The 19,114-nt window shown below is 46.4% G+C and carries 23 protein-coding genes; 2 read left to right on the forward strand and 21 right to left on the reverse strand.

What is annotated here, in order from left to right; all coding sequences use genetic code 11:
• Window positions 1-179 precede the first annotated feature (179 nt).
• On the forward strand, window positions 180-329 hold the full coding sequence (locus MKX80_RS14720; protein WP_154996801.1) for a YjcZ family sporulation protein: 150 nt from the start codon (window positions 180-182) through the stop codon (window positions 327-329).
• A 97-nt stretch (window positions 330-426) separates the two neighbouring features.
• Here MKX80_RS14720 and MKX80_RS14725 read toward each other — a convergent pair whose 3' ends face one another.
• From MKX80_RS14725 to MKX80_RS14755, 7 genes are all read right to left on the reverse strand, one after another.
• Window positions 427-576, reverse strand: a complete 150-nt coding sequence (locus tag MKX80_RS14725; RefSeq protein ID WP_164468297.1) for a hypothetical protein — start codon at window positions 574-576, stop codon at window positions 427-429.
• A 171-nt stretch (window positions 577-747) separates the two neighbouring features.
• Window positions 748-897, reverse strand: a complete 150-nt coding sequence (locus MKX80_RS14730) for a YrzI family small protein (RefSeq protein ID WP_020452381.1) — start codon at window positions 895-897, stop codon at window positions 748-750.
• Between the two features lie 407 nt (window positions 898-1,304).
• Window positions 1,305-1,538 carry a YrhC family protein gene (locus tag MKX80_RS14735; protein WP_011198155.1) on the reverse strand — a complete coding sequence of 78 codons (234 nt, stop codon included), beginning with the start codon at window positions 1,536-1,538 and terminating at the stop codon, window positions 1,305-1,307.
• A gap of 87 nt (window positions 1,539-1,625) precedes the next feature.
• A complete protein-coding gene (locus tag MKX80_RS14740; protein ID WP_154995750.1) occupies window positions 1,626-2,768 on the reverse strand; it encodes a bifunctional cystathionine gamma-lyase/homocysteine desulfhydrase in 1,143 nt (380 codons plus the stop codon).
• A gap of 1 nt (window position 2,769) precedes the next feature.
• On the reverse strand, window positions 2,770-3,693 hold the full coding sequence (locus tag MKX80_RS14745; RefSeq protein ID WP_268343298.1) for a cysteine synthase family protein: 924 nt from the start codon (window positions 3,691-3,693) through the stop codon (window positions 2,770-2,772).
• A 53-nt stretch (window positions 3,694-3,746) separates the two neighbouring features.
• On the reverse strand, window positions 3,747-4,442 hold the full coding sequence (gene mtnN / locus MKX80_RS14750) for a 5'-methylthioadenosine/S-adenosylhomocysteine nucleosidase (RefSeq protein WP_003183892.1): 696 nt from the start codon (window positions 4,440-4,442) through the stop codon (window positions 3,747-3,749).
• 20 nt (window positions 4,443-4,462) lie between these two features.
• A complete protein-coding gene (locus tag MKX80_RS14755; protein WP_268343301.1) occupies window positions 4,463-5,104 on the reverse strand; it encodes a class I SAM-dependent methyltransferase in 642 nt (213 codons plus the stop codon).
• Between the two features lie 189 nt (window positions 5,105-5,293).
• On the opposite strand from MKX80_RS14755, the gene MKX80_RS14760 reads away from it, so the two are divergent.
• On the forward strand, window positions 5,294-5,497 hold the full coding sequence (locus MKX80_RS14760) for a YrzA family protein (RefSeq protein WP_043928220.1): 204 nt from the start codon (window positions 5,294-5,296) through the stop codon (window positions 5,495-5,497).
• Window positions 5,498-5,533: 36 nt separating this feature from the next.
• On the opposite strand, the gene MKX80_RS14765 is transcribed toward MKX80_RS14760, so the two are convergent.
• The 14 genes from MKX80_RS14765 to MKX80_RS14830 all read right to left on the reverse strand — a co-directional run bounded on the left by MKX80_RS14765 (window position 5,534) and on the right by MKX80_RS14830 (window position 19,106).
• Window positions 5,534-6,223, reverse strand: a complete 690-nt coding sequence (locus MKX80_RS14765) for a YrrS family protein (RefSeq protein WP_268343299.1) — start codon at window positions 6,221-6,223, stop codon at window positions 5,534-5,536.
• Window positions 6,224-6,281: 58 nt separating this feature from the next.
• Entirely contained in the window at window positions 6,282-8,036 is a 1,755-nt protein-coding gene (locus MKX80_RS14770) for a penicillin-binding protein 2 (RefSeq protein WP_268314059.1), read from the reverse strand.
• A 51-nt stretch (window positions 8,037-8,087) separates the two neighbouring features.
• Window positions 8,088-8,564: a transcription elongation factor GreA gene (greA, locus tag MKX80_RS14775; RefSeq protein ID WP_020452389.1), complete on the reverse strand. Its 477-nt coding sequence runs from the start codon at window positions 8,562-8,564 to the stop codon at window positions 8,088-8,090.
• Window positions 8,565-8,803: 239 nt separating this feature from the next.
• Window positions 8,804-9,439, reverse strand: a complete 636-nt coding sequence (gene udk / locus MKX80_RS14780; protein ID WP_003183905.1) for a uridine kinase — start codon at window positions 9,437-9,439, stop codon at window positions 8,804-8,806.
• 4 nt (window positions 9,440-9,443) lie between these two features.
• A complete protein-coding gene (locus MKX80_RS14785; protein WP_154995758.1) occupies window positions 9,444-10,712 on the reverse strand; it encodes a U32 family peptidase in 1,269 nt (422 codons plus the stop codon).
• A 14-nt stretch (window positions 10,713-10,726) separates the two neighbouring features.
• Complete coding sequence (locus tag MKX80_RS14790; protein WP_268343300.1) at window positions 10,727-11,656, reverse strand: peptidase U32 family protein; 930 nt, start codon at window positions 11,654-11,656, stop codon at window positions 10,727-10,729.
• On the reverse strand, window positions 11,653-12,315 hold the full coding sequence (locus MKX80_RS14795; RefSeq protein ID WP_043928213.1) for an O-methyltransferase: 663 nt from the start codon (window positions 12,313-12,315) through the stop codon (window positions 11,653-11,655). Before MKX80_RS14795 ends, MKX80_RS14790 begins: the two co-directional genes overlap by 4 nt.
• 147 nt (window positions 12,316-12,462) lie before the next feature.
• Window positions 12,463-13,575 carry an endolytic transglycosylase MltG gene (gene mltG / locus MKX80_RS14800; RefSeq protein ID WP_154995762.1) on the reverse strand — a complete coding sequence of 371 codons (1,113 nt, stop codon included), beginning with the start codon at window positions 13,573-13,575 and terminating at the stop codon, window positions 12,463-12,465.
• 198 nt (window positions 13,576-13,773) lie between these two features.
• Window positions 13,774-14,058, reverse strand: coding sequence for a DUF1292 domain-containing protein (locus MKX80_RS14805; protein WP_154995764.1), 285 nt, complete (start codon window positions 14,056-14,058; stop codon window positions 13,774-13,776).
• A gap of 10 nt (window positions 14,059-14,068) precedes the next feature.
• Window positions 14,069-14,488 carry a Holliday junction resolvase RuvX gene (gene ruvX, locus MKX80_RS14810; protein WP_154995766.1) on the reverse strand — a complete coding sequence of 140 codons (420 nt, stop codon included), beginning with the start codon at window positions 14,486-14,488 and terminating at the stop codon, window positions 14,069-14,071.
• Between the two features lie 6 nt (window positions 14,489-14,494).
• Complete coding sequence (locus MKX80_RS14815; RefSeq protein ID WP_003183920.1) at window positions 14,495-14,761, reverse strand: IreB family regulatory phosphoprotein; 267 nt, start codon at window positions 14,759-14,761, stop codon at window positions 14,495-14,497.
• An 83-nt stretch (window positions 14,762-14,844) separates the two neighbouring features.
• The gene (gene alaS, locus MKX80_RS14820) at window positions 14,845-17,481 is read right to left on the reverse strand and encodes an alanine--tRNA ligase (protein WP_154995768.1); all 2,637 of its coding nucleotides are present in this window, start codon (window positions 17,479-17,481) and stop codon (window positions 14,845-14,847) included.
• Window positions 17,482-17,827: 346 nt separating this feature from the next.
• Entirely contained in the window at window positions 17,828-18,886 is a 1,059-nt protein-coding gene (locus tag MKX80_RS14825) for an AI-2E family transporter (protein WP_154995770.1), read from the reverse strand.
• Between the two features lie 88 nt (window positions 18,887-18,974).
• Window positions 18,975-19,106: a YrzQ family protein gene (locus MKX80_RS14830; protein ID WP_003183926.1), complete on the reverse strand. Its 132-nt coding sequence runs from the start codon at window positions 19,104-19,106 to the stop codon at window positions 18,975-18,977.
• Window positions 19,107-19,114 lie beyond the last annotated feature (8 nt).

The following is a 19,114-nucleotide window of genomic DNA, read 5'->3' on the forward strand; positions in this document are numbered from 1 at the left end:
AAAAGGATTTGCAAAAATAATTGCATTCTTTTGTTCATTCCATAACTAGACGGCTTCAGCTTTGAAAATGTTTCGCTTCAAGAAAACTGTTTTTTTAATGAATTGGTCTATCCGCCCTTTCCACAACTCAAACCCATGCATAGTATATATGGAATTTTCACTAAAAGGTGGTGCTATTTATGGGCTTTGGTTACGGCGGCGGATGCTGCGGCGGCTGGGGAGGCTACTCCGGCGGATACGGCGGCGGATACGGCTATGGAGGCGGATTCGCGCTTGTTGTGGTTCTATTCATTCTTTTAATTATCATTGGCGCTTGTTACGTCTGCTAAATGAACAGGAGGGGGGATTTTAAAGCCCCCCTCTCATTTTGCCATTTAGTTTGTCCAAATGAAAAAGAGCAGAAAACGGTTTGTTTTCTGCTCTTTCTCAATAATACCAATAATGCGGCCAATACCCGAATTGGCGCGCCATCTCCATTCTTTGGCGCCGGTACGGATTACCGTATCCGTGCTTGAAAGAATGAGGCATCGATGTATACCCGTGGCCGATAAAAGGCATTCTGCCGTTTTTCTGCATGCTGTTCACCTGCATTCCTTGAATTGCTTGCTTCATATTATGCAGAAAAGCGGAGATGCGGAACTCGTTTTAACCCCGGCTAAACCTGGTCCTTCTCCTGAGTGTAATGTGCCAACAGTTCCTTTCTATGCATCATCTTGATCTCCTCCTTTATTTTTTTCGCGCTTTAAGCTAGCGCTGGCTGTTCATGTAAAGATATTTTAGCTGCAGGTCTTTCATTTCATTGTACATTTGTTCTATTTCGTATTCTCGTTCGTACTCTTCCGGACTTTTAAATCGTCTCTGAATGGTTAGTGTTAAGAAGAATAGATTAATGGTCACATCGCTCACCTCCTTTCAAGTTCGCTAAAAACAAAAACAGCCCGCAGATCATCTGACAAACCTGCGGGCGCAAACAAAAACCGCCAGATAAAAACGAATTGAGTCTTTATCTTGCGGGAGGAGTAGCGTATTATTATGCCTAACTTCCTAACGTACCGGCTGTGCTGAAAAAGCATCGGTTAAGGAAGTGCACAATCTCTCCCACAGGTTTGATGAATCATGGTATTGGCATTCACAAAGTCTAATGTATGTAGTCAGTGCTGGTTTCATGTTCATCAACCTCCTTTGCTTTTTGTTTACTTTGTAAGTATATCCATCAAATTCCTGTTTGTAAACCGTTTTTTTTAAAATGGACGGATTGATCAAGTCAAAAAAAAGCAGAGAACCCCTCTCAAGAGTCTCTCTGCTTATGATTCTTCCATTTCGTCTAATTGTCTTTTATATTTGAGCGAGCGCTTCACACAATAGAAAGCTCCTCCCAAAAAACCGCATGTCGCGAGCATCATTGTCATCTTTTGGCCGGTTTCCAAACCTTGTCCGGGAATGACCGATCCGATATATAAAAATGCGCTTACGCTGAGAAGCGTAAAAGCAAACTGCTTATAGTCTTCCATCAGCGATTTGACTTTTTTCTTCTGCATGTCATGATCACCTGCTTTTGTTTCATAATGGATATGATTCAGGATAACATAGATTGACAGATGACCAGACATGTAAATTCAGCCATATTAAGAAAGCGGGGCCAGCGCTTGCTGCAAATCTTCCAGCAGATCGTCAATATCTTCAACCCCGGCGGAAATACGGATCAATCCGTCTGTGATGCCAAGCTCCAGCCTGCGTTCACGCGGGATCGAAGCGTGAGTCATCCGCGCCGGCACCGAAATCAGGCTTTCAACCGCGCCAAGGCTTTCGGCAATCGTAAACCATTTGAGACGGCCAAGGACAAGATCCACGTTCTCTTCTTTTCCGATATCAAACGAGATCATGCCTCCGAAGCCCGTACTTTGCCGCTTGGCAAGCTCATGTCCCGGATGAGAGGACAGCCCTGGGTAATAAACCTTTTTGACGGCGGGGTGATCTTCTAAAAACGCTGCGATTTTCCGGGCATTTTGCTCATGGGCTTCCATTCTCAAGCCAAGGGTTTTCATCCCCCTCATTAAGAGCCAGGAATCCTGTGGCCCGAGAATCCCGCCTGTAGAGTTTTGAATGAAATGGATCTCTTCTGCGAGTTCCTTCGAGGCTGTTACGACCAGTCCGCCGACGACATCGCTGTGTCCGCCCAAGTATTTCGTCGCGCTGTGAAGGACGATATCGGCTCCCAACGAGATTGGGTTTTGAAAGTACGGCGTGTAGAAGGTGTTGTCGACAATCAGCAATAAGTCGTGCTTTTTCGCTGTTTCAGCTGCTTTCTTGATGTCAGTAATTTTCAATAAAGGATTTGTCGGCGTCTCAACATAAATCGCTTTTGTATTCGGCTTGATCGCTTTTGTGATGTCTTCAATGCTGCTCGTATCACTGAAGGTCGCTTCAATGCCGATGCGATTCATCACCTTTGTCATCACGCGGTATGTGCCGCCGTATACATCATCTGTCAACACGATGTGATCGCCGCTTTTAAAAAGCATCATGACAGCTGTGATCGCTGCCATCCCAGAGCCGAACGCGTAGCCTGCTGCACCGCCTTCAACATCCGCGATCAAGGATTCGAGCGCCGTTCTCGTCGGATTTCCCGTCCGGGAATATTCGTATCCTGTATGCTGGCCGGCGCGAGGCTGTTTGTACGTGCTGACCTGGTAAATAGGAACCGATACCGCTCCTGTTTTTTCGTCTCCTGTAATACCGCCGTGAATCATTTTCGTTTTTGGCTTCATATCAGATTCCTCCTTCGTAAATTTTTTTGCTTAAATAGCGGTCGCTGCTGTCGGGAAAAACGGTCACAATGTTTGTGCCGGCTTTCGCTTTTTCAGCTTCTTTCAATGCGGCAAACAACGCGGCGCCTGATGAGCTTCCGATCAGAAGCCCTTCCTTTTCCGCGGCTTCTTTTACAAGCCGGAACGCATCTTCGTCAAGCACGGTGTAAATCTCATCGAAATGGCTTTCGTCCATGTATTCCGGAATGAATTCCATTCCGATTCCTTCGGTTTTATGTCCGTGCGGTTCCCCTCCGTTTAAAATCGAGCCTTCCGGTTCAACAATAACCGTTTTAATGGACGGATTTTTTTCTTTCAGAAATTTGGCGGTTCCCGCAAATGTGCCTCCTGATCCGGCACCGGCGACGAAGACGTCAATCCGGCCGCCAAGATCATCCCATATTTCCGGGGCGAGCGTTTTATAGTAAGCCAATGGATTTACTGGGTTTTTAAACTGCAAAACGCAATAAGAATCGGGAATCTCCTTCTCAAGGTCAAGTGCCTTTTCAATCGCACCCTTCATTCCGGCACTTCTGGGGGTATGAACAATCCGAGCGCCGAGCGCTTTCATAATCGACTGTTTTTCCATGCTGAAATGCTCGGGTACGCAAAAAACGGGTCTAATGCCGTGCTTTCTGGCGGCGAGAGCCAGACCGATTCCCGTATTGCCTGCTGTTGCCTCAATGACTGTTCCACCGGGTTTCAGCTTTCCCGAACCGATGGCTTCAGCAATCAGCACTTCTCCAAGGCGGTCTTTAATGCTGCCTCCAGGATTCATCATTTCAAGCTTTGCATATATGTTAACCCCTCTGGGAATGTTAAAATTCAAAATCTGCAGAAGCGGCGTTTTGCCGATCAATTGGGTGATGTTCTTGATCACATTCATGTTCCTTCCTCCTTCAAGAGGTGCAAAACAGAGGGGGATTCTCCCCCCTGCTTTTAATTGATTCTTTTAATCATGCGGAGCACAAGATCTGTCGAATGCTTGGCAGCCTGCTCCAAAAATTGATCAAATGAAATTTCAGATTCTTTTCCGGCGATGTCTGAAAGCGCCCTGATGACAACGAACGGCGTATTAAATTGATAAGAAACCTGCGCGACAGCCGCCGCTTCCATTTCAACCGCGTAAAGGTCTTCAAACTTGCCGCGGATGAATGCCACACGGTCAGGATCGCTCATAAAGGAATCGCCTGTTGCAATCGTTCCTTTGACAACCTGAATGTGTCCCAGTTCAGACGCTTCGTCTTCCGCCGCTTGGATCAATGCACTGTCTGCCTTGTATGCGGCCGGCAGATTTGGAACCTGTCCATATTCATAATCAAATGCCGTGACATCAACATCATGATGGCGGACTTCGGTCGAGATGACGATGTCTCCGACATTAAGCGAATGATGGAAGCCGCCGGCTGATCCGGTGTTGATGACAACGTCCGGTTTAAAGCGGTCAAGCAGAATCGTCGTGCTCATGGCTGCATTGACTTTGCCGATGCCGGACTTTAAAAGTACGACTTCTTTTCCTTCATAAAATCCGCTCGTAAATTCACAGTTTGCGATGACTTCCCGGTTCGTCTGTTCGAGCTTGCTTCGCAAAATCGTGACTTCTTCCTCCATTGCTCCGATAACTGCGATTTTCATATCTAAAACTTCCCTTCAAATTACAATTTTGCCGCTTCCATTACCCAGACAAAATCATTATGCTTTTGAAAGGCGATACTGAAATGTTCTGAGGTAAAGATCGTTTCCATCTCCGAAAGCGTCGGATAATGTTCCGTTTCAAGGTCTTCCGCCAATTGCAGGAACCCTTTTTCCTTCGCTTTTTTAACAGCGGCAGAGAAGGCTTCCCGATCCTTGAAGACGGTATCAGCAAACACTATTTTACCATGCTTTCCGAGCATTTTTCCATATCGCTTCACAGCCTCCCGCTTCTCTTCGTTTGTCAGGTGGTGAAACGCATAGGAACTGACAATCGTGTCGGGAGAAAACGGAGGATACGGAAAGTCGAGAAAGTCTCCGTCAACGATTACTGCATTCTCCGGCAGCTTCTCCTCGGCAATTTCTCTCATCGCTTTTGAAGGTTCTACACCTGTGACTCCCTTTCCGGCTGCCAGCAATTTCGCAGTCAGATTGCCTGTGCCGACACCGAATTCGAGAACTTTATGCCCCGAGCGGCTGACGACATCATCCAGAATGCCGTCATAGTTGCGAAACACTTCTTTGTATTGAAGATCGCGGCCAACTACTGTATCATCATAAGAATTTGCCCAGTTCTCAAATAAAGGAATGAACTCTCTTCCCATTTTATCGTCACTCTCCATCTATTTTTACAATTCCTATAAGTATAGTATGATTTATTCGATTGATTAGTTCTTATCCTACCACAAGTCATTCGTTTTGGGTACAAAAAAGGCTTGGTTATATTTCCCTTGTCACCCGGCCGCTTCTCTGCTTTAATAAAAAATGACTTGAGACGAATGGAGGATTGGTTTATGAACTTCGGGCTCGATCTGATCAAAGATAAAATTGAGTTTTTTGAGGCGCTGAGCTTAGAGGAGCTTGAAAAAAAGATCAGTCAACAGATTGAAAACAACCAGGCGATTTTGCTGAGGGTCCATTCGGTTTCCCACCAGACGGCGGTCATTGACGGACGGATTCACTACAGCGCAGTCGTTCATTTTAAAGCCGAATCATAAAAAAGCGCCCGGTTTAGCAACCGGCCGCTTTTTTCTTTATTTCAATTGTTCAACTTTTGTCGGCTTCCAGCCTTTTCCGTCAATCCAAGTAATGGCTACCTGGTATTTGACGCCAGTATCCTTCGCCTGAATGGTTCCTTTCGCATCTTGCGGGCTGCCGTTGTTTCCAAGCCAGATCAACGTCATGTTGTCATTAGAAATCCCTGTCGCGTATGAAATGGCTTCAAGCATTTCCTTCCAGTCTTGTGAAGAAGAATCATATGTTGCGGTATGCTGTCCGCTCTGTTGTGTACCGACAGGTTCCCAGTCAGGATTGATGATCGTTTTTTCAACATTAGCACTTGAACCGCCTTCTGTCACTTTGGCTCCTTCAAACGGATCATCTGATGTTGACTTGTCCTCGTCTGAAGCAGATTCTTTATCCTTGTCCGAGTCGGAATCGCTGTCTTCTTTGTCGGAAGAATCGCTTTTTCCTTTGTCCTCATCTTTTACATCTTCGTCAGATGTTTGTTTCTTATTGTCGGAAGCAGGTGCTTCTGTCGTCTGTTCTGAATCGTTTTTCGAGACATCTTGCGCCTGCTCCTTCGGGCTGTTCATCATCAGACTGCTGGCAACGACAACGATTAATACCAATACGATGCCTATTAAAATGTTAAGCACAAGATTCGCTTTCCTGCGCTTATCACGATTTTCAAAACGAGATTCCCTTGTTTCGCTCAAGTTCATTGCACTCCTTTTTCCCTCTTGCCTCGCTTCCTATTTTATCATCACCTGAGGCATTCTTCTATGTCTGGTTCTTTTCAATTTCATATACTTTTTTAACAATATCATAAAATACGGCATTTGTCGCAGCCTTGCTATCCGGCGTATCCATATGGACGACGACGAGCGCATATTTCGGCTTGTTCGCCGGAAAATAACCGGCAAACCATTTATGATAGAGCGTTTTTTTGTCATCTGCCGTCCTGCCTGTCTGCGCTGTGCCCGATTTTCCCGCTACATCGTACTGAAGATCGCTGAAGCGCCGGCCTGTCCCTTTTTCAGATGTGACAACTTTTCTGAGCAGTTTTTGCAGCTTTTGTGCTGTATACTGATCGATTTTCTCTCCTGGAAGCTCGTGATCTTTAAAAGTCGTCATCAATGTGCCGTTTTTATATTCGATCTGGTCTGCGATCTTGACTTGTTTTTTCTCTCCGCCTCTTGCGATGGTCGCCATCATGTTGGCGATTTCCAACGGAGTCAGCTTCACATTTTTTTGGCCGATGGCGGTCTGGGCTACGGCTTTTTTAACTTTTTTGTCCTTTTCATCCCCCCAGATTGATCCTGCAGTTTCATGATAAAACTGTCTGAACTCATCTTCATGATACAGCTTCCCTTCCCAGCCGACCCGTCCGGTCAGCCCGAGCTTTGCGGCGGTATCTTCGATCACGGAGCTGTTTTTTTCAACGAGCTGTCCAGCAAGATTTGTAAACGTGTAGTTGCAGCTTTCCGCAAAACTGTCTTCCAAGCTGAGCTTCCCTTTGTCTTCTCCGGTCTCACCGTACAGGTTCAAATTGCAGTTAAAGGTTTTTGACGGATGGTCCAAACCGTTTTCGATCGCTGCCGCAGCAATCACGGTTTTAAAAACCGAGCCGGGATATACCGGTGTCAGCATATAGTTCTGCCTTGTTTTTTGCGATGCCATGTTTAAGTCGGGCTTGCTCGCAATCGCCACCACGCTGTTCGTTTCGATGTCAAGCAGAACCGCCCCGCCTTTATCAAGCTTTTGGTCAGCCAGTACATCTTCCATTGCCTGCTGAACCTTTTTATCGATCGTTGTTTTGACTTGCAGCGGGTAAAAAGGATTGGCGTCTGCTGTATATTTGACGTCCATACCGAACAAAGGGTTTCCCAATCCGTCCACATGATACAACAGTTTTGTATCTTGTTCAGGAAGCAGGAATTCATCAAACGTCCGCTCCATGCCGAAGGTGCCGATTTTCGTGCTGATGGGCAGGTCGTCTTTATCGGGATATTTGCGTCGGAGAAGGTCCGGGTCTTGATTGGTCATACCGAGCGTGTGCGAAGCCAGCCTGTTCTTTTCTGTTTCTTCTATGTATACGCCGTAAACGCCCGGATATTTCAGTTTATTGATTTTTTCGAGAGCTGCCTTTGAAACGGACGCTCCTTCACGTTTTGTGAGAATCACGGGTTTTTTAGCGTGTTCCAGCTTGCTCCCGAGCTCATCTTCTGTCATGTTTAAAATTTCGGCTGCTTCTTCGGCCGGCCACGGCTGATTTTTTAAAAAAGGGAACAAGACGATGGCCGGTTTTTGGCTGACGGACAAATGTTCGCCGTTCCGATCTAAAAAAGATCCTCTCCCGTCTGAAATCCGAACTTCCTCCGTGCGCTGTTTGACGCTTTCCTGGATTAAGTTCACATTCCGTTTAGAAAAGGATTCGGTAAAAAACAGTTGAATTTCAGCCAGCCTGATCAGCAGAAATAACAGGGCAGCCGAAATGATAATCGATACCCACTTCATGCGCTTTTGCCATTTCATAAAAACACCTCATCCACATTGTGGACGAGGTCATCGTTTGCTAAACAAATTTTATGAAATTTTCACAATCTTTACAAGCATTTCGCCGCCCGGTGTTTGAACGGTTACTTCGTCTCCAACCTGTTTGCCGAGAAGGCTTTTCGCGATTGGGGAATCGTTCGAGATTTTTCCTTCAAACGGATCGGCTTCCGCGCTGCCCACAATGGTATAAGATTCTTCTTCACCGTCAGGAAGCTCCGTAAATGTAACGGTTTTTCCGAGGCCGACGATATCTGAGTTTGCACCGTCATCTTCGATAATCTTTGCGTTGCGGATCATATTGTCAAGGGTTGTGATGCGCCCTTCTACAAAAGCTTGTTCTTCTTTTGCTGAATCGTATTCGGAGTTTTCGGAAAGATCTCCGAAGCTTCTTGCCACTTTAATACGTTCAACAACTTCTTTACGTTTAACCGTTTTCAAATACTCAAGTTCTTCTTCCAGTTTTTTCTTTCCCGTTTCTGTCATAGGAAATACTTTCTCTTGTGCCATGTTCCTTCACTCCTTCTAGTTGGTTCCTCATCACTTGTATGTGAGAGTATAGACTTGAATATACAAGAATGAGGACAACCCTTGTCCCCTTCTTCTCTCCCATATTTGTAAAGTATCATATAAACCGGATGGAAGGCTCCGGTAAATGGTGCTTATACAGTTAAAGAAGGGCTCAGGATGAGAACCCTTCAATTTCTATACATAATATGGTCAGAGTTGTGTTTGTCTATGCTATGTTATTATAAAATCGCGTTTTGTTCAAGAATAGTTTGTATTTTTGTTACCATCAGGTCGATGGCGACGCGGTTTTGGCCGCCCTCCGGAATAATGATATCGGCATAGCGTTTCGTCGGTTCGACAAACTGGTTGTGCATCGGTCTGACGACTGAGATGTACTGCTCGATGACAGAATCGATCGAACGTCCTCTTTCTTTTATGTCTCTGAGCATCCTTCTGATGATCCGCAGGTCGGCATCCGTATCGACATACAGCTTGATGTCCATTAAGTCGCGGAGCCTTTCATCCTCGAGAACAAGGATTCCTTCCAAAATAATAACATCTTTCGGATCGACGTGCACGACTTCCTCTGAACGCGTATGCAGCTTGTAATCGTAAATCGGCTTTTTGATCGGCCTGTATGCGAGCAATTCGTTTAAATGCTCGATCAAATAGTCATTATCAAATGCAAGCGGGTGGTCGTAGTTCGTGTTCAGCCGCTCTTCAAACGGCAGATGGCTCTGATCTTTATAATATAAATCCTGTTCGAGCATCAAGATCGAATGACCTTTAAACTGTTCATAAATGGATCTGGTGACGCTCGTTTTTCCTGATCCGGAGCCTCCCGCTATGCCGATAACTACCGGTTTTTTCCCCATGCCATTACTGCCCCTTTCTCATCATGTTGCTAGGATAAATCTTGTTGTCCACTCTAAATTTGACGATCTGCAGGGGATGGCGGGCTGCGTCAAGCACATTGCCTTTTTCGTCCCAAATCGTGTCAATTTTGCATGTGAAATTTTCGATTTCCGGACCGAAAAATTCGACTTCATCTCCGGTTTTAAAGAAGTTACGCTGCTGAAGCGTGACCATTTTTGTCTCTTCATCATAGTCAAGGACAAGTCCGACAAAGTCATATGTTGTCTTTTTGCCGTGGACGCCGAACATCTGCTCTTCATATCCTGGCGTTCCTTCAAAGAAAGCAGGCGCCGTGTCTCTATTGGCGCATTTGTCAAGTTCTTTCAGCCATTCTTCTTTGATGACGAAGTTTTCAGGATCAGCGCAATAAGCATCGATCACTTTTCTGTACACACTGACGACTGTCGCAATGTAGTGGATCGATTTCATCCGGCCTTCGATTTTCAGGCTGTCGATACCCATTTCAATCATTTGCGGAATCGATTCGATCAGCTTCAGATCTTTCGGGCTCATCGCAAATGGAGCATCGCCTTCTTCATACAGCGGCAGTGCATTCGCCCCGTCCGTCTGATACAAATCATAGTCCCAGCGGCATGACTGGCAGCAGCCTCCGCGGTTAGAGTCCCTGGCCGTCATATGGTTGCTGAGCACGCAGCGGCCGGAATAAGCGATACACATCGCACCGTGTATGAACGTTTCGATTTCAATATCGACTTTTTCTTTCATTTCTCTAATCTCAAGTGCGCTCGTTTCACGCGCGAGCACGACCCGCTCAAGGCCTTCTTCCTTCCAGAACTGAACGGCTTTCCAGTTTGAAAGGGACTGCTGGGTGCTCAAATGCACTTCCAGCTTCGGCGCAACTCTGCGGCACGTTTCAATGATCAGGGGATCAGCGACGATAATGCCTGACACGCCTGCTCCTTCGAGATCGCGCAAATAGTCTTCTAGTCCGTCGACATTTTCTTCATGCGCAAATATGTTTGTCGTCACATAAATTCTGGCGCCGTATTTTTTCGCAAATTCGACACCTTCAGCCATTTCTTCAATTGAAAAGTTATCTGCGTTTGAGCGGAGTCCATATTCACGTCCGCCGATAAATACAGCGTCTGCACCATAGTGGACAGCGATTTTCAGTTTTTCCAAATTTCCCGCCGGAGCAAGAAGTTCTGGCTTTTTCGTAATGACGCGTTTTCCATTAACGATTTTGGAAATTTTATCTTTTACTGCAGACATGGCTATCCCTCCTTTTAATATACTGTTTCTTTGAAAAAGAATCCGGTATCGATGCTGCGGTTTGCAGGCTGCAGCTGTTCGATCCGCTCGATCCATTGTTCTTTCTTGTCTTCGTATGCTTCCCTGTCTGCGATGCAAAGGTCGATGGCTTCGCGGTACATGGCCGTTACTTCAGTCATGTATTCGACCGATTTTAAAATCCCGTCGATTTTAAATGAATCGATGCCGGCATCGATTAAATCCTCAAGCTCATCAATGATGCAGACGTCATTCGGACTCATGATGTGCGTGCCGTTTTCGTCTTCGAAAATCGGATATTTATTGCCGCGTTCTTTATCATGGAGATACATGCCTTTTTCTTTTTTCCTGCCTTCGATATCCATAACTTTTCCCTGGTATTCAAAATAGTTGCCGATCAGGGAGCGCTTTGACTGGAACATGCATGTCATGCCGTGAACCTGAATTTCAATCTCGACTTCTGCTTTCTCTTTAATCTCAACGATGCTGTCCATGTTAAGCTCTCTTGCGAGCACCGCGCGCTTCGCGCCCTTTCGCCCCCAATAATTGCAGGAATAATGGTTGGTTGCGGTCGTTTCCGTATTCCAGTGAAGCTTCATGTTCGGCGCTGATTCCCGTGCTGCCATCAGTACGGCGGGATCGCCGAAGACAATCGCATCCGCGCCTGCCTCGTCCAAGAAAGAAAGGTAGTCATTCAGTTCAGGAACCCGGTCATTGTGAAAAATCGCGTTCACCGCAACATATACTTTTGCGCCTTTTTCATGAGCCTGAATAATGGCTTCTTTTACTTCCTCTCTGGAAAACTCCCCGGCTAAACGCAAACCGTACCTTTGTTCACCGATGATAAACGCATCGGCGCCTGCCTCTGCCAAAGGCTTAATATCCGAAACAGCCGTCGGCGTCACAAGCAGTTCAGGCTTTTTCATATCCGTTCACCTCTTTTTTGACTGACGGCCAATCCGTCGCCCACAGGCAGGATCGCCGTGTGGTAGTCAGGATGCTCCATCAGCCAATGATTGTAATGATCTATTTTCGATACAAGCTTTTTGATGCGCTTGTTTTCGATCTGATTGTAATCTGATGCGACAAGGCCTTTGAAAAGGACATTATCCGTAAAAATGATGCCGTCATCGGCAAGCATTTTTTCATATATACTGAAAAACTTCTGATACTGGCCTTTTGCGGCATCGATAAAAAGCGCATCATAAGGAGCCATCGATTGAACGGCGTCCGACTCGCTAAGCGCATCGCCGAAGAACACGTGAATTCTGTTTTCAAGCTGGAATGACCGGATGTTTTTCAGCGCTTCCCGATACCTGTCTTCATCGCGCTCGATCGTAAAGATTTCAGCTTCGGGAAGGGCAAGCGCCATCCGAATCGCCGAATAGCCGATGGCGGTACCGATTTCAAGAATTTTTTTCGGATTTTTGAGTGAAAGAAGCTGCAGGAGCACTTCGATTCCTGTCGGTTCCATAATGGGTACGCCATGCTCTTCGGCATAGGCCTCCAGTTTCATAATTTCAGCCGGCCGCGGCTTTAGCAGCTTTTCAAGATAGCCGGTCAATTCTTCGTGTCCAATCTTCACGGGCAGATGGCCTCCCTTTCATAAAAAAGAGCCTTAGGTCAGGTGTTCAGCACTCTCCTAAAGCAGTCGACTGTCTTTTCTCCAATAAACAACCCGATATATTTTATCATAAAACCTTTGTATTTGCGAATAAAAGGAGAGTATTTTTCACTCTCCTTTTTCCTCTTCCTGCGTGTTCGTAATGTATTTGGCTTTTGCTTTGTTGTGTTCTTCAAGCGTTTTTGTAAAGACGACTTCCCCGTTTTTCTTTGCAAGAAAATAAACGTAGTCGGTTTGCTCCGGATTTAATGCCGCTTCCCAAGAGCTCTCTCCAGCATTTGCAATCGGCCCAGGCGGAAGACCGGTATGTTTGTACGTATTATACGGGGAATCCGCTTCAAGATCTTTGTACATGACTCGGTTTTTATGTTCCCCAAGCGCATATAAGACGGTCGGATCCGTTTGCAATGGCATGTTTTTGCTGATGCGGTTGTAGAAGACGCTTGAGATTTTGTGCCTGTCCGCTTTTTCGGTAGCTTCTTCCTCAATTAACGAAGCCATCGTCAAGGCTTTGTGGACGGACATCTTTTTGTCTTTCATCTGCTTTTCATACTTTTCAGCCAGCTGATCTGTTTGTTTGATCATCGCTTCGATGATTGCATCCAGCTTCGTCTCGGGGTCGTAAAATGGATATGTCGCAGGATACAGGTATCCTTCAAGCGGATGATTGATATTCTTGTTTAACACGTCGTCGGTGATCAGTTTCGGGTACTTCTGTTTTAATCGGCTGATGAATTCGCGGTCATCCAGCTTTTTCATTATGTCCTCAGCCGAGTAGTTGGTTTGTCCGGCGATGATGTCTGCGATTTCCTTGAGCTGCCTTCCTTCAGGAACGGTAATTTTAAATGCCGGCACATGTGAAGCGGTTGTCAGCTTTTTGATCACGCCGGCCGCATCCATCGACTGGCTGAGCTGAAAATTACCAGCTTGAAAGCCGGAGGCATTTTTAAATTTCACATAAGCGATAAATACTTTTTCGTTTTTAATTAAGTCCTCTTTTTTCAGTTTGGCGGCGATGGACGTAACGGTCGATCCTTCCGGAATATAGACATTGACCGTTTTTGCATTATTTTTATCGACCGGTTCGAGCGCCGATTTGACATAGAGCGAAACAGCGCCTGCGGTTAAAATCAGCAGAACCGCGACCACAGTCAGCCAAAACTTTATTTTATGTTTAAGGAGTCTTTTTATAAACGGTTTCTTTGTCTGATCTTCAAACATTGGTGTCCTCCTCTCCTCCCATGGTTTATACTACATGATTCGTTATCATTCGGCAATTTATTACAAAATGTTTTTATAAAAAAAGCCGCCTGTCGGCAGCCGGGCGCAAAGGATTGCAGATCAAGCTTTAAAGAAAGAATGACAAAATCCTAAAACTTCAATCGTTTTAGGATTTTGTCAAGCGGTCTAGCCGCTTCTTTATTCTTCTTCGTCTTCATCCGCTAAAAACGTGTTCAGCGTCTCTTCGATCATATCCCATTCTTCTTCTGTTTCAATCGGCATCAGTTCGCCGTCTTCTCCGGCTTCATTCGGTACGAAGCTTGAAGCATGGATCTCGATCTCATCTTCGTCCTGTGCTTCAATCGGATAGTAAAGCACGTATGACTTGTTAAACTGATCGCTGTCAAATGTGAAGAGCACTTCACACAGCTGTTCATTCCCTTTATCGTCTACAATCGTAATGTTTTTTTCTCCGTGTTCCATCTTGATCACCTCATGAGTTTAGGCTGTCGAGATATCCTTGAAGGATCATCACGGCCGCCATTTTATCAATTACTTTTTTTCTTTTTTGCCTGCTTACATCTGCTGAAATCAGCATTCTTTCGGCCGCCATTGTCGAGAGGCGCTCGTCCCAAAGCACGACTGGAACTTGAAACGTTTCTTCAAGGACTTCCGCGAACTTCTGGCTCGCTTCCCCCCTCGGGCCGACGGTTCCGTTCATGTTCTTGGGAAAACCGAGTACAATCTTGTCCAGTACATAGTCTTTCGTCAATTCGGCGAGGCGGTTCAAGCCGTACTCACCGCCCGCCTCGTCGATTTTAATCGTTTCTATCCCTTGAGCCGTCCAGCCCATTTCATCGCTCAGCGCTACGCCGAGCGTTTTCGAACCTAAATCCAGACCTAATATTCGCATGCTTGTTTACGCCTCTTTATGCTGTTCTAAGTACGATTTAACCAATTCTTCGATTATCTCGTCTCTTTCTATTTTCCGAATCAGGTTACGTGCATCTCGATGCCTTGGAATGTAAGCGGGATCTCCTGATAGCAGATATCCGACAATTTGGTTGATCGGGTTGTAGCCTTTTTCCTGAAGCGCATCATGGACGGTTATCAGCACTTCATTTACATTGGTTTCCATCGAATCGTCGGAAAAGTTAAATTTCATCGTCTTATCAAATGAGCTCACCGTTTTGCACCTCTTTCCCAAATTCGCAGGCAAAGTTTCAGCCTGATTACCTTCTAATCACCATTCTACACCACAACGGCTATTTATAAAACGGATTTTACCCATTCTTCCGCAGATGCTAATGCTTCAGCCAGCCGCTCAGGCTGTTTTCCTCCCGCCTGCGCCATGTCCGGACGGCCGCCTCCGCCGCCTCCGCATGCTTCTGCGACTTGCTTGACAAGCTTGCCTGCGTGGAAACCCCGCTCTATTAAATCTTTTGTAACTCCGGCGGAAATATTCACTTTTTCGTTTTGAACCGCCCCGAGAACGATGACGGCTGAGCCCAGTTTCGCCTTCAGATCGTCAACCATTGTGCGCAGGTGATTCATATCTTTGGCATTCACTTTTTCTGCGAGCAGTTTGATTCCGTCAATTTCTTTTACTTTTTCCAAAATCTCTCCAGCTTCTTTGTTTCCCAGTTTCGCTAATAAAGATTCGTTTTCTCTCTGAGCCTCTTTCAGATCAGACTGAAGCGCTTCGATCCGTTTCGGCACTTCCTTCATATTGGTTTTCAGGACTTCTGCCGCCTGCTCGAGAAGCTCCAGTTTGGCGTTCATCTCTTCGTAAGCGCCCTGCCCTGTTACCGCTTCGATCCTGCGGGTGCCAGCCCCGATACCTGATTCGGACACGATCTTAAAGAGGCCGATTTCAGCCGTATTTCTCACGTGGCAGCCTCCGCACAGCTCGATGCTGTAGTCGCCGACTTGAACGACGCGGACGATGTCTCCGTATTTTTCGCCGAACAGTGCCATGGCTCCCATCGCTTTCGCTTCATCAATCGGTTTTAAGTCGATTTGAACAGGAATAGATGCCCAAATTTTCTCGTTCACTTTTGTTTCGATTTGTTCGAGTTCTTCCTTTGTCACCTGTCCAAAGTGAGAGAAGTCAAAGCGCAGACGGTTGTCAGTGACCAGCGATCCGGCCTGGTTGACATGCGTGCCGAGCACATCTTTCAGCGCCTGATGAAGCAGGTGTGTCGCTGTATGGTTTTTGACAATGGCCTTTCTGAGCCGCTCTGTGACTTCTGCGGTCACGCTCATGCCTTTTTTAATTGCGCCGCTTTCCACGATTCCTTCATGCAGATGCTGGCCGTTCGGCGCTTTTTTAACGTCTGTGACGCGAATTGCGGCATCACCGCTTTTAACCCAGCCTTTATCACCGATTTGTCCGCCGCTTTCAGCATAGAACGGGGTTCTTTTGAGGATGAACTGAACCTTCTGGCCTTCTTGAACGAGGTCGGCAAGTTCTCCGTCTTGAAGAAGCTCGGTGATTTTCGTTTCCGTTTTGATATCGGAATAGCCGATGAACTCGCTTTCTGTCATGATATCGCGAAGTGCGCCGCCTTGAACCTGCATGCTGCCGACGTCCTGGCGCGCCTGCCGGGCCCGTTCGCGCTGCTTGTCCATCTCGCGCTCAAAGCCGTCATGGTCGACTTCCATGCCTTCATCTTCGGCGTATTCTTCGGTCAGTTCAACAGGGAATCCATACGTATCATACAGTTTAAAGACATCTTCCCCGGAAATGACGCGTTTTCCTTTTGCTTTTTCCTTTTGAATCACTTCTGAGAGAATCGCCAAGCCCTCGTGCAGTGTTTCATGGAAGCGTTCTTCCTCTGTTTTGATGACTTTCGCGATAAAGTCCGCTTTTTCTTTGACTTCGCCGTAGAAAGCGGCCATGATGTCGGCAACTACCGGTACGAGCTCATACATAAACGGACGGTTGATATTGATGGACTTCGCATAGCGGACAGCGCGGCGAAGAAGCCTTCTGATGACATAGCCGCGTCCCTCGTTTGACGGAAGCGCTCCGTCGCCGACCGCAAACGCAGCCGTCCGGATATGATCGGCCACAACCTTAAATGCCGTATCTTTTTCAACAGAGGTGCCGTACTTTTCTCCTGAAATGGCTTCTGTCGCCTTGATGATCGGCATAAACAAATCCGTATCATAGTTCGTTTTGGCGTCTTGAATAACAGATACCATCCGTTCAAGACCCATCCCGGTATCAATGTTTTTCTTCGGAAGCGGTGTGTATGTTCCGTCAGGATTGTGGTTGAACTCGGAGAACACAAGGTTCCATACTTCAAGGTAACGCTCGTTCTCCCCGCCCGGGTAAAGTTCCGGATCAGACGGATCATTTCCATAATCTTCACCGCGGTCATAGAAGATTTCGGTATTCGGACCGCTCGGGCCTTCGCCGATATCCCAGAAGTTTCCTTCCAGTCTGATGATCCGTTCCTCAGGAACGCCGATTTTTTTCGACCATAATTCATACGCTTCATCATCTTCCGGATGCACCGTGACTGACAGGCGTTCGGGATCGAAGCCGATCCATTTTTGATCGGTTAAAAATTCCCATGCCCACTCGATCGCTTCTTCTTTGAAATAATCGCCGATCGAAAAGTTCCCTAGCATTTCAAAGAACGTATGGTGGCGGGCTGTTTTCCCGACATTTTCAATATCGTTCGTCCTGATTGATTTTTGAGCGTTGCAGATGCGCGGATTCTCCGGCACAACCCGTCCGTCAAAATATTTTTTCAGCGTCGCCACTCCGCTGTTGATCCAAAGCAGGGAGGGATCTTCATGCGGAATAAGAGAGGCGCTCGGTTCAACGGCATGCCCTTTTTCTTTAAAAAAATCTAAAAACATTTGGCGCACTTGTGCGGATGTTAATGTCTTCATTATTTTTTTCCTCCTTTAATGATGCACATGCAAATAAAAAAGCCCCCGCCCTATGCAAACAACGTTTACACAGGGACGAGAGCTCCTCTCGCGGTACCACCCTGATTATGTGCGTAACAAAACGCCCATCACCTTGATATCCGTATAACGCCGGATAAAGACGGCAGGTTTTCGCCTGCACTCAGGATTAGCTTCTACTGATCTTCTGTTAAAGCTCTTTCACCGCAATGGAGCTTCTCTCTATAAAACAGGGCTTCAGTATACTCGGATCCGTCAATCGAGATACGTATGTATGTCTATTTCGAAATTATAGACAACGGAAGCCGTTATGTCAAACTTCTGCCGCTCACGCTTTTCTTGCCGCTAAAAAATGGACGAGCATCACTTTGATAACAGCCATGACAGGCACTGCCAGAATCATACCGATGATGCCGGCCAGCTCACCGCCCGCCAGCAATCCAAGCATAATGACGACGGGATGCATATGCAGGCTTTTGCCAACGACAAGAGGCCCGAGGATATTGCCTTCGATAAACTGAAGAATCAAAATCGTAATGATCACCACGAAGACGAGCCTCGACGATAAAGCGGCAGCTACCATGACAGCGGGAATCGCGCCGATGACAGGGCCGAAATACGGGATAACATTTGTCGCGCCGATGACAAGGCCGAGAATCAGCGGATAGGGCAGGTCAAAAAACCAAAATGACAGGCTCGCTCCCAAGCCGATGACAAGGCAGACAAAAAGCTGTCCTCTGATGTAGTCCCCAAGAGAATCATCGACATCCCGGATGAATTCGCTGCCTCTCGCCCTCCATGAAGAAGGCGTCAAATACCATACCGCCTTCTTCATCGTATCAATATCTTTCACCATATAGAATACTAAAAAAGGAATGATCGCCGCCACGAGCATATAATCAAAAACGAACCGGATGCTTCTGATCGTCCGTTCCACCCAGCTTGCTACGAATTCTTCCGTCTGATTGACGAACCTGTCGATCCTGTCGTGCATACCGTCGGGCCAGCCGTCTGTATGATGATGGAGCTGATCGAGCATGCTTTCGTAAGATGCGGCAAGAACCGGAATTCCCTCTGAAAGCTCTGTCAGCTGTTTAATGAGGATCGGCACCCCTTTGTAAAAGGCGTAGCCGAGACCGGCAAAAAACAGAACATAAATTAGCAAAATACTCAATGTTCTCGGCACGCCGGCCCGGTGTATCTTTTCAACGACAGGCAAAAGCAAATAGGTGATAAAAACCGCAATCGCCAGCGGGATCAGAATCGACTTCAGCAGCACGCAGACAGGCTCCCAAATCATTCTCAGCTGCAAAAAGATATAGACAGTTAATAGCAAAAGCATGAAGATCGAGACCCACATTAAAAGCTGCAGCGGTTTTTTCAACATTTTTTTCACCCCTTGTTAGCTTTTGATTTCTGCTTGTAATTATTCCCGAAGAAAAAAAGGGACACCCTTTTAAGGGTATCCCTTCTGCTTAAAACATTTTCATGACGCGTCTTCTCAGCTTTCTCATGTTTCGCTTGTTCATCATATCGTTCTGAGACGCCATGTAGTACATCAAAGCCCCGGCTCCTAAAGAAATGAGAGAAGTCATTGTACGATTCAACTTTCTAA

Source organism: Bacillus sp. FSL K6-0972, assembly GCF_037976035.1.
In the GTDB taxonomy this organism is placed as follows: domain Bacteria; phylum Bacillota; class Bacilli; order Bacillales; family Bacillaceae; genus Bacillus; species Bacillus haynesii.

What these genes read in the sequence shown, in the direction of transcription:
- MKX80_RS14785 (WP_154995758.1), bottom strand. Translation starts at nt 10,712, where the DNA reads ATGTCTGCAGTAAAAGATAAAATTTCCAAAATCGTTAATGGAAAACGC.
- alaS (WP_154995768.1), bottom strand. Translation starts at nt 17,481, where the DNA reads ATGAAGACATTAACATCCGCACAAGTGCGCCAAATGTTTTTAGATTTT.
- MKX80_RS14790 (WP_268343300.1), bottom strand. Translation starts at nt 11,656, where the DNA reads ATGAAAAAGCCTGAACTGCTTGTGACGCCGACGGCTGTTTCGGATATT.
- MKX80_RS14760 (WP_043928220.1), top strand. Translation starts at nt 5,294, where the DNA reads ATGAACTTCGGGCTCGATCTGATCAAAGATAAAATTGAGTTTTTTGAG.
- MKX80_RS14770 (WP_268314059.1), bottom strand. Translation starts at nt 8,036, where the DNA reads ATGAAATGGCAAAAGCGCATGAAGTGGGTATCGATTATCATTTCGGCT.
- MKX80_RS14720 (WP_154996801.1), top strand. Translation starts at nt 180, where the DNA reads ATGGGCTTTGGTTACGGCGGCGGATGCTGCGGCGGCTGGGGAGGCTAC.
- MKX80_RS14755 (WP_268343301.1), bottom strand. Translation starts at nt 5,104, where the DNA reads ATGGGAAGAGAGTTCATTCCTTTATTTGAGAACTGGGCAAATTCTTAT.
- MKX80_RS14740 (WP_154995750.1), bottom strand. Translation starts at nt 2,768, where the DNA reads ATGAAGCCAAAAACGAAAATGATTCACGGCGGTATTACAGGAGACGAA.
- MKX80_RS14825 (WP_154995770.1), bottom strand. Translation starts at nt 18,886, where the DNA reads ATGTTGAAAAAACCGCTGCAGCTTTTAATGTGGGTCTCGATCTTCATG.
- udk (WP_003183905.1), bottom strand. Translation starts at nt 9,439, where the DNA reads ATGGGGAAAAAACCGGTAGTTATCGGCATAGCGGGAGGCTCCGGATCA.
- mtnN (WP_003183892.1), bottom strand. Translation starts at nt 4,442, where the DNA reads ATGAAAATCGCAGTTATCGGAGCAATGGAGGAAGAAGTCACGATTTTG.
- mltG (WP_154995762.1), bottom strand. Translation starts at nt 13,575, where the DNA reads ATGTTTGAAGATCAGACAAAGAAACCGTTTATAAAAAGACTCCTTAAA.
- ruvX (WP_154995766.1), bottom strand. Translation starts at nt 14,488, where the DNA reads ATGCGAATATTAGGTCTGGATTTAGGTTCGAAAACGCTCGGCGTAGCG.
- MKX80_RS14725 (WP_164468297.1), bottom strand. Translation starts at nt 576, where the DNA reads ATGCAGAAAAACGGCAGAATGCCTTTTATCGGCCACGGGTATACATCG.
- MKX80_RS14745 (WP_268343298.1), bottom strand. Translation starts at nt 3,693, where the DNA reads ATGAATGTGATCAAGAACATCACCCAATTGATCGGCAAAACGCCGCTT.
- MKX80_RS14765 (WP_268343299.1), bottom strand. Translation starts at nt 6,223, where the DNA reads ATGAACTTGAGCGAAACAAGGGAATCTCGTTTTGAAAATCGTGATAAG.
- greA (WP_020452389.1), bottom strand. Translation starts at nt 8,564, where the DNA reads ATGGCACAAGAGAAAGTATTTCCTATGACAGAAACGGGAAAGAAAAAA.
- MKX80_RS14735 (WP_011198155.1), bottom strand. Translation starts at nt 1,538, where the DNA reads ATGCAGAAGAAAAAAGTCAAATCGCTGATGGAAGACTATAAGCAGTTT.
- MKX80_RS14805 (WP_154995764.1), bottom strand. Translation starts at nt 14,058, where the DNA reads ATGGAACACGGAGAAAAAAACATTACGATTGTAGACGATAAAGGGAAT.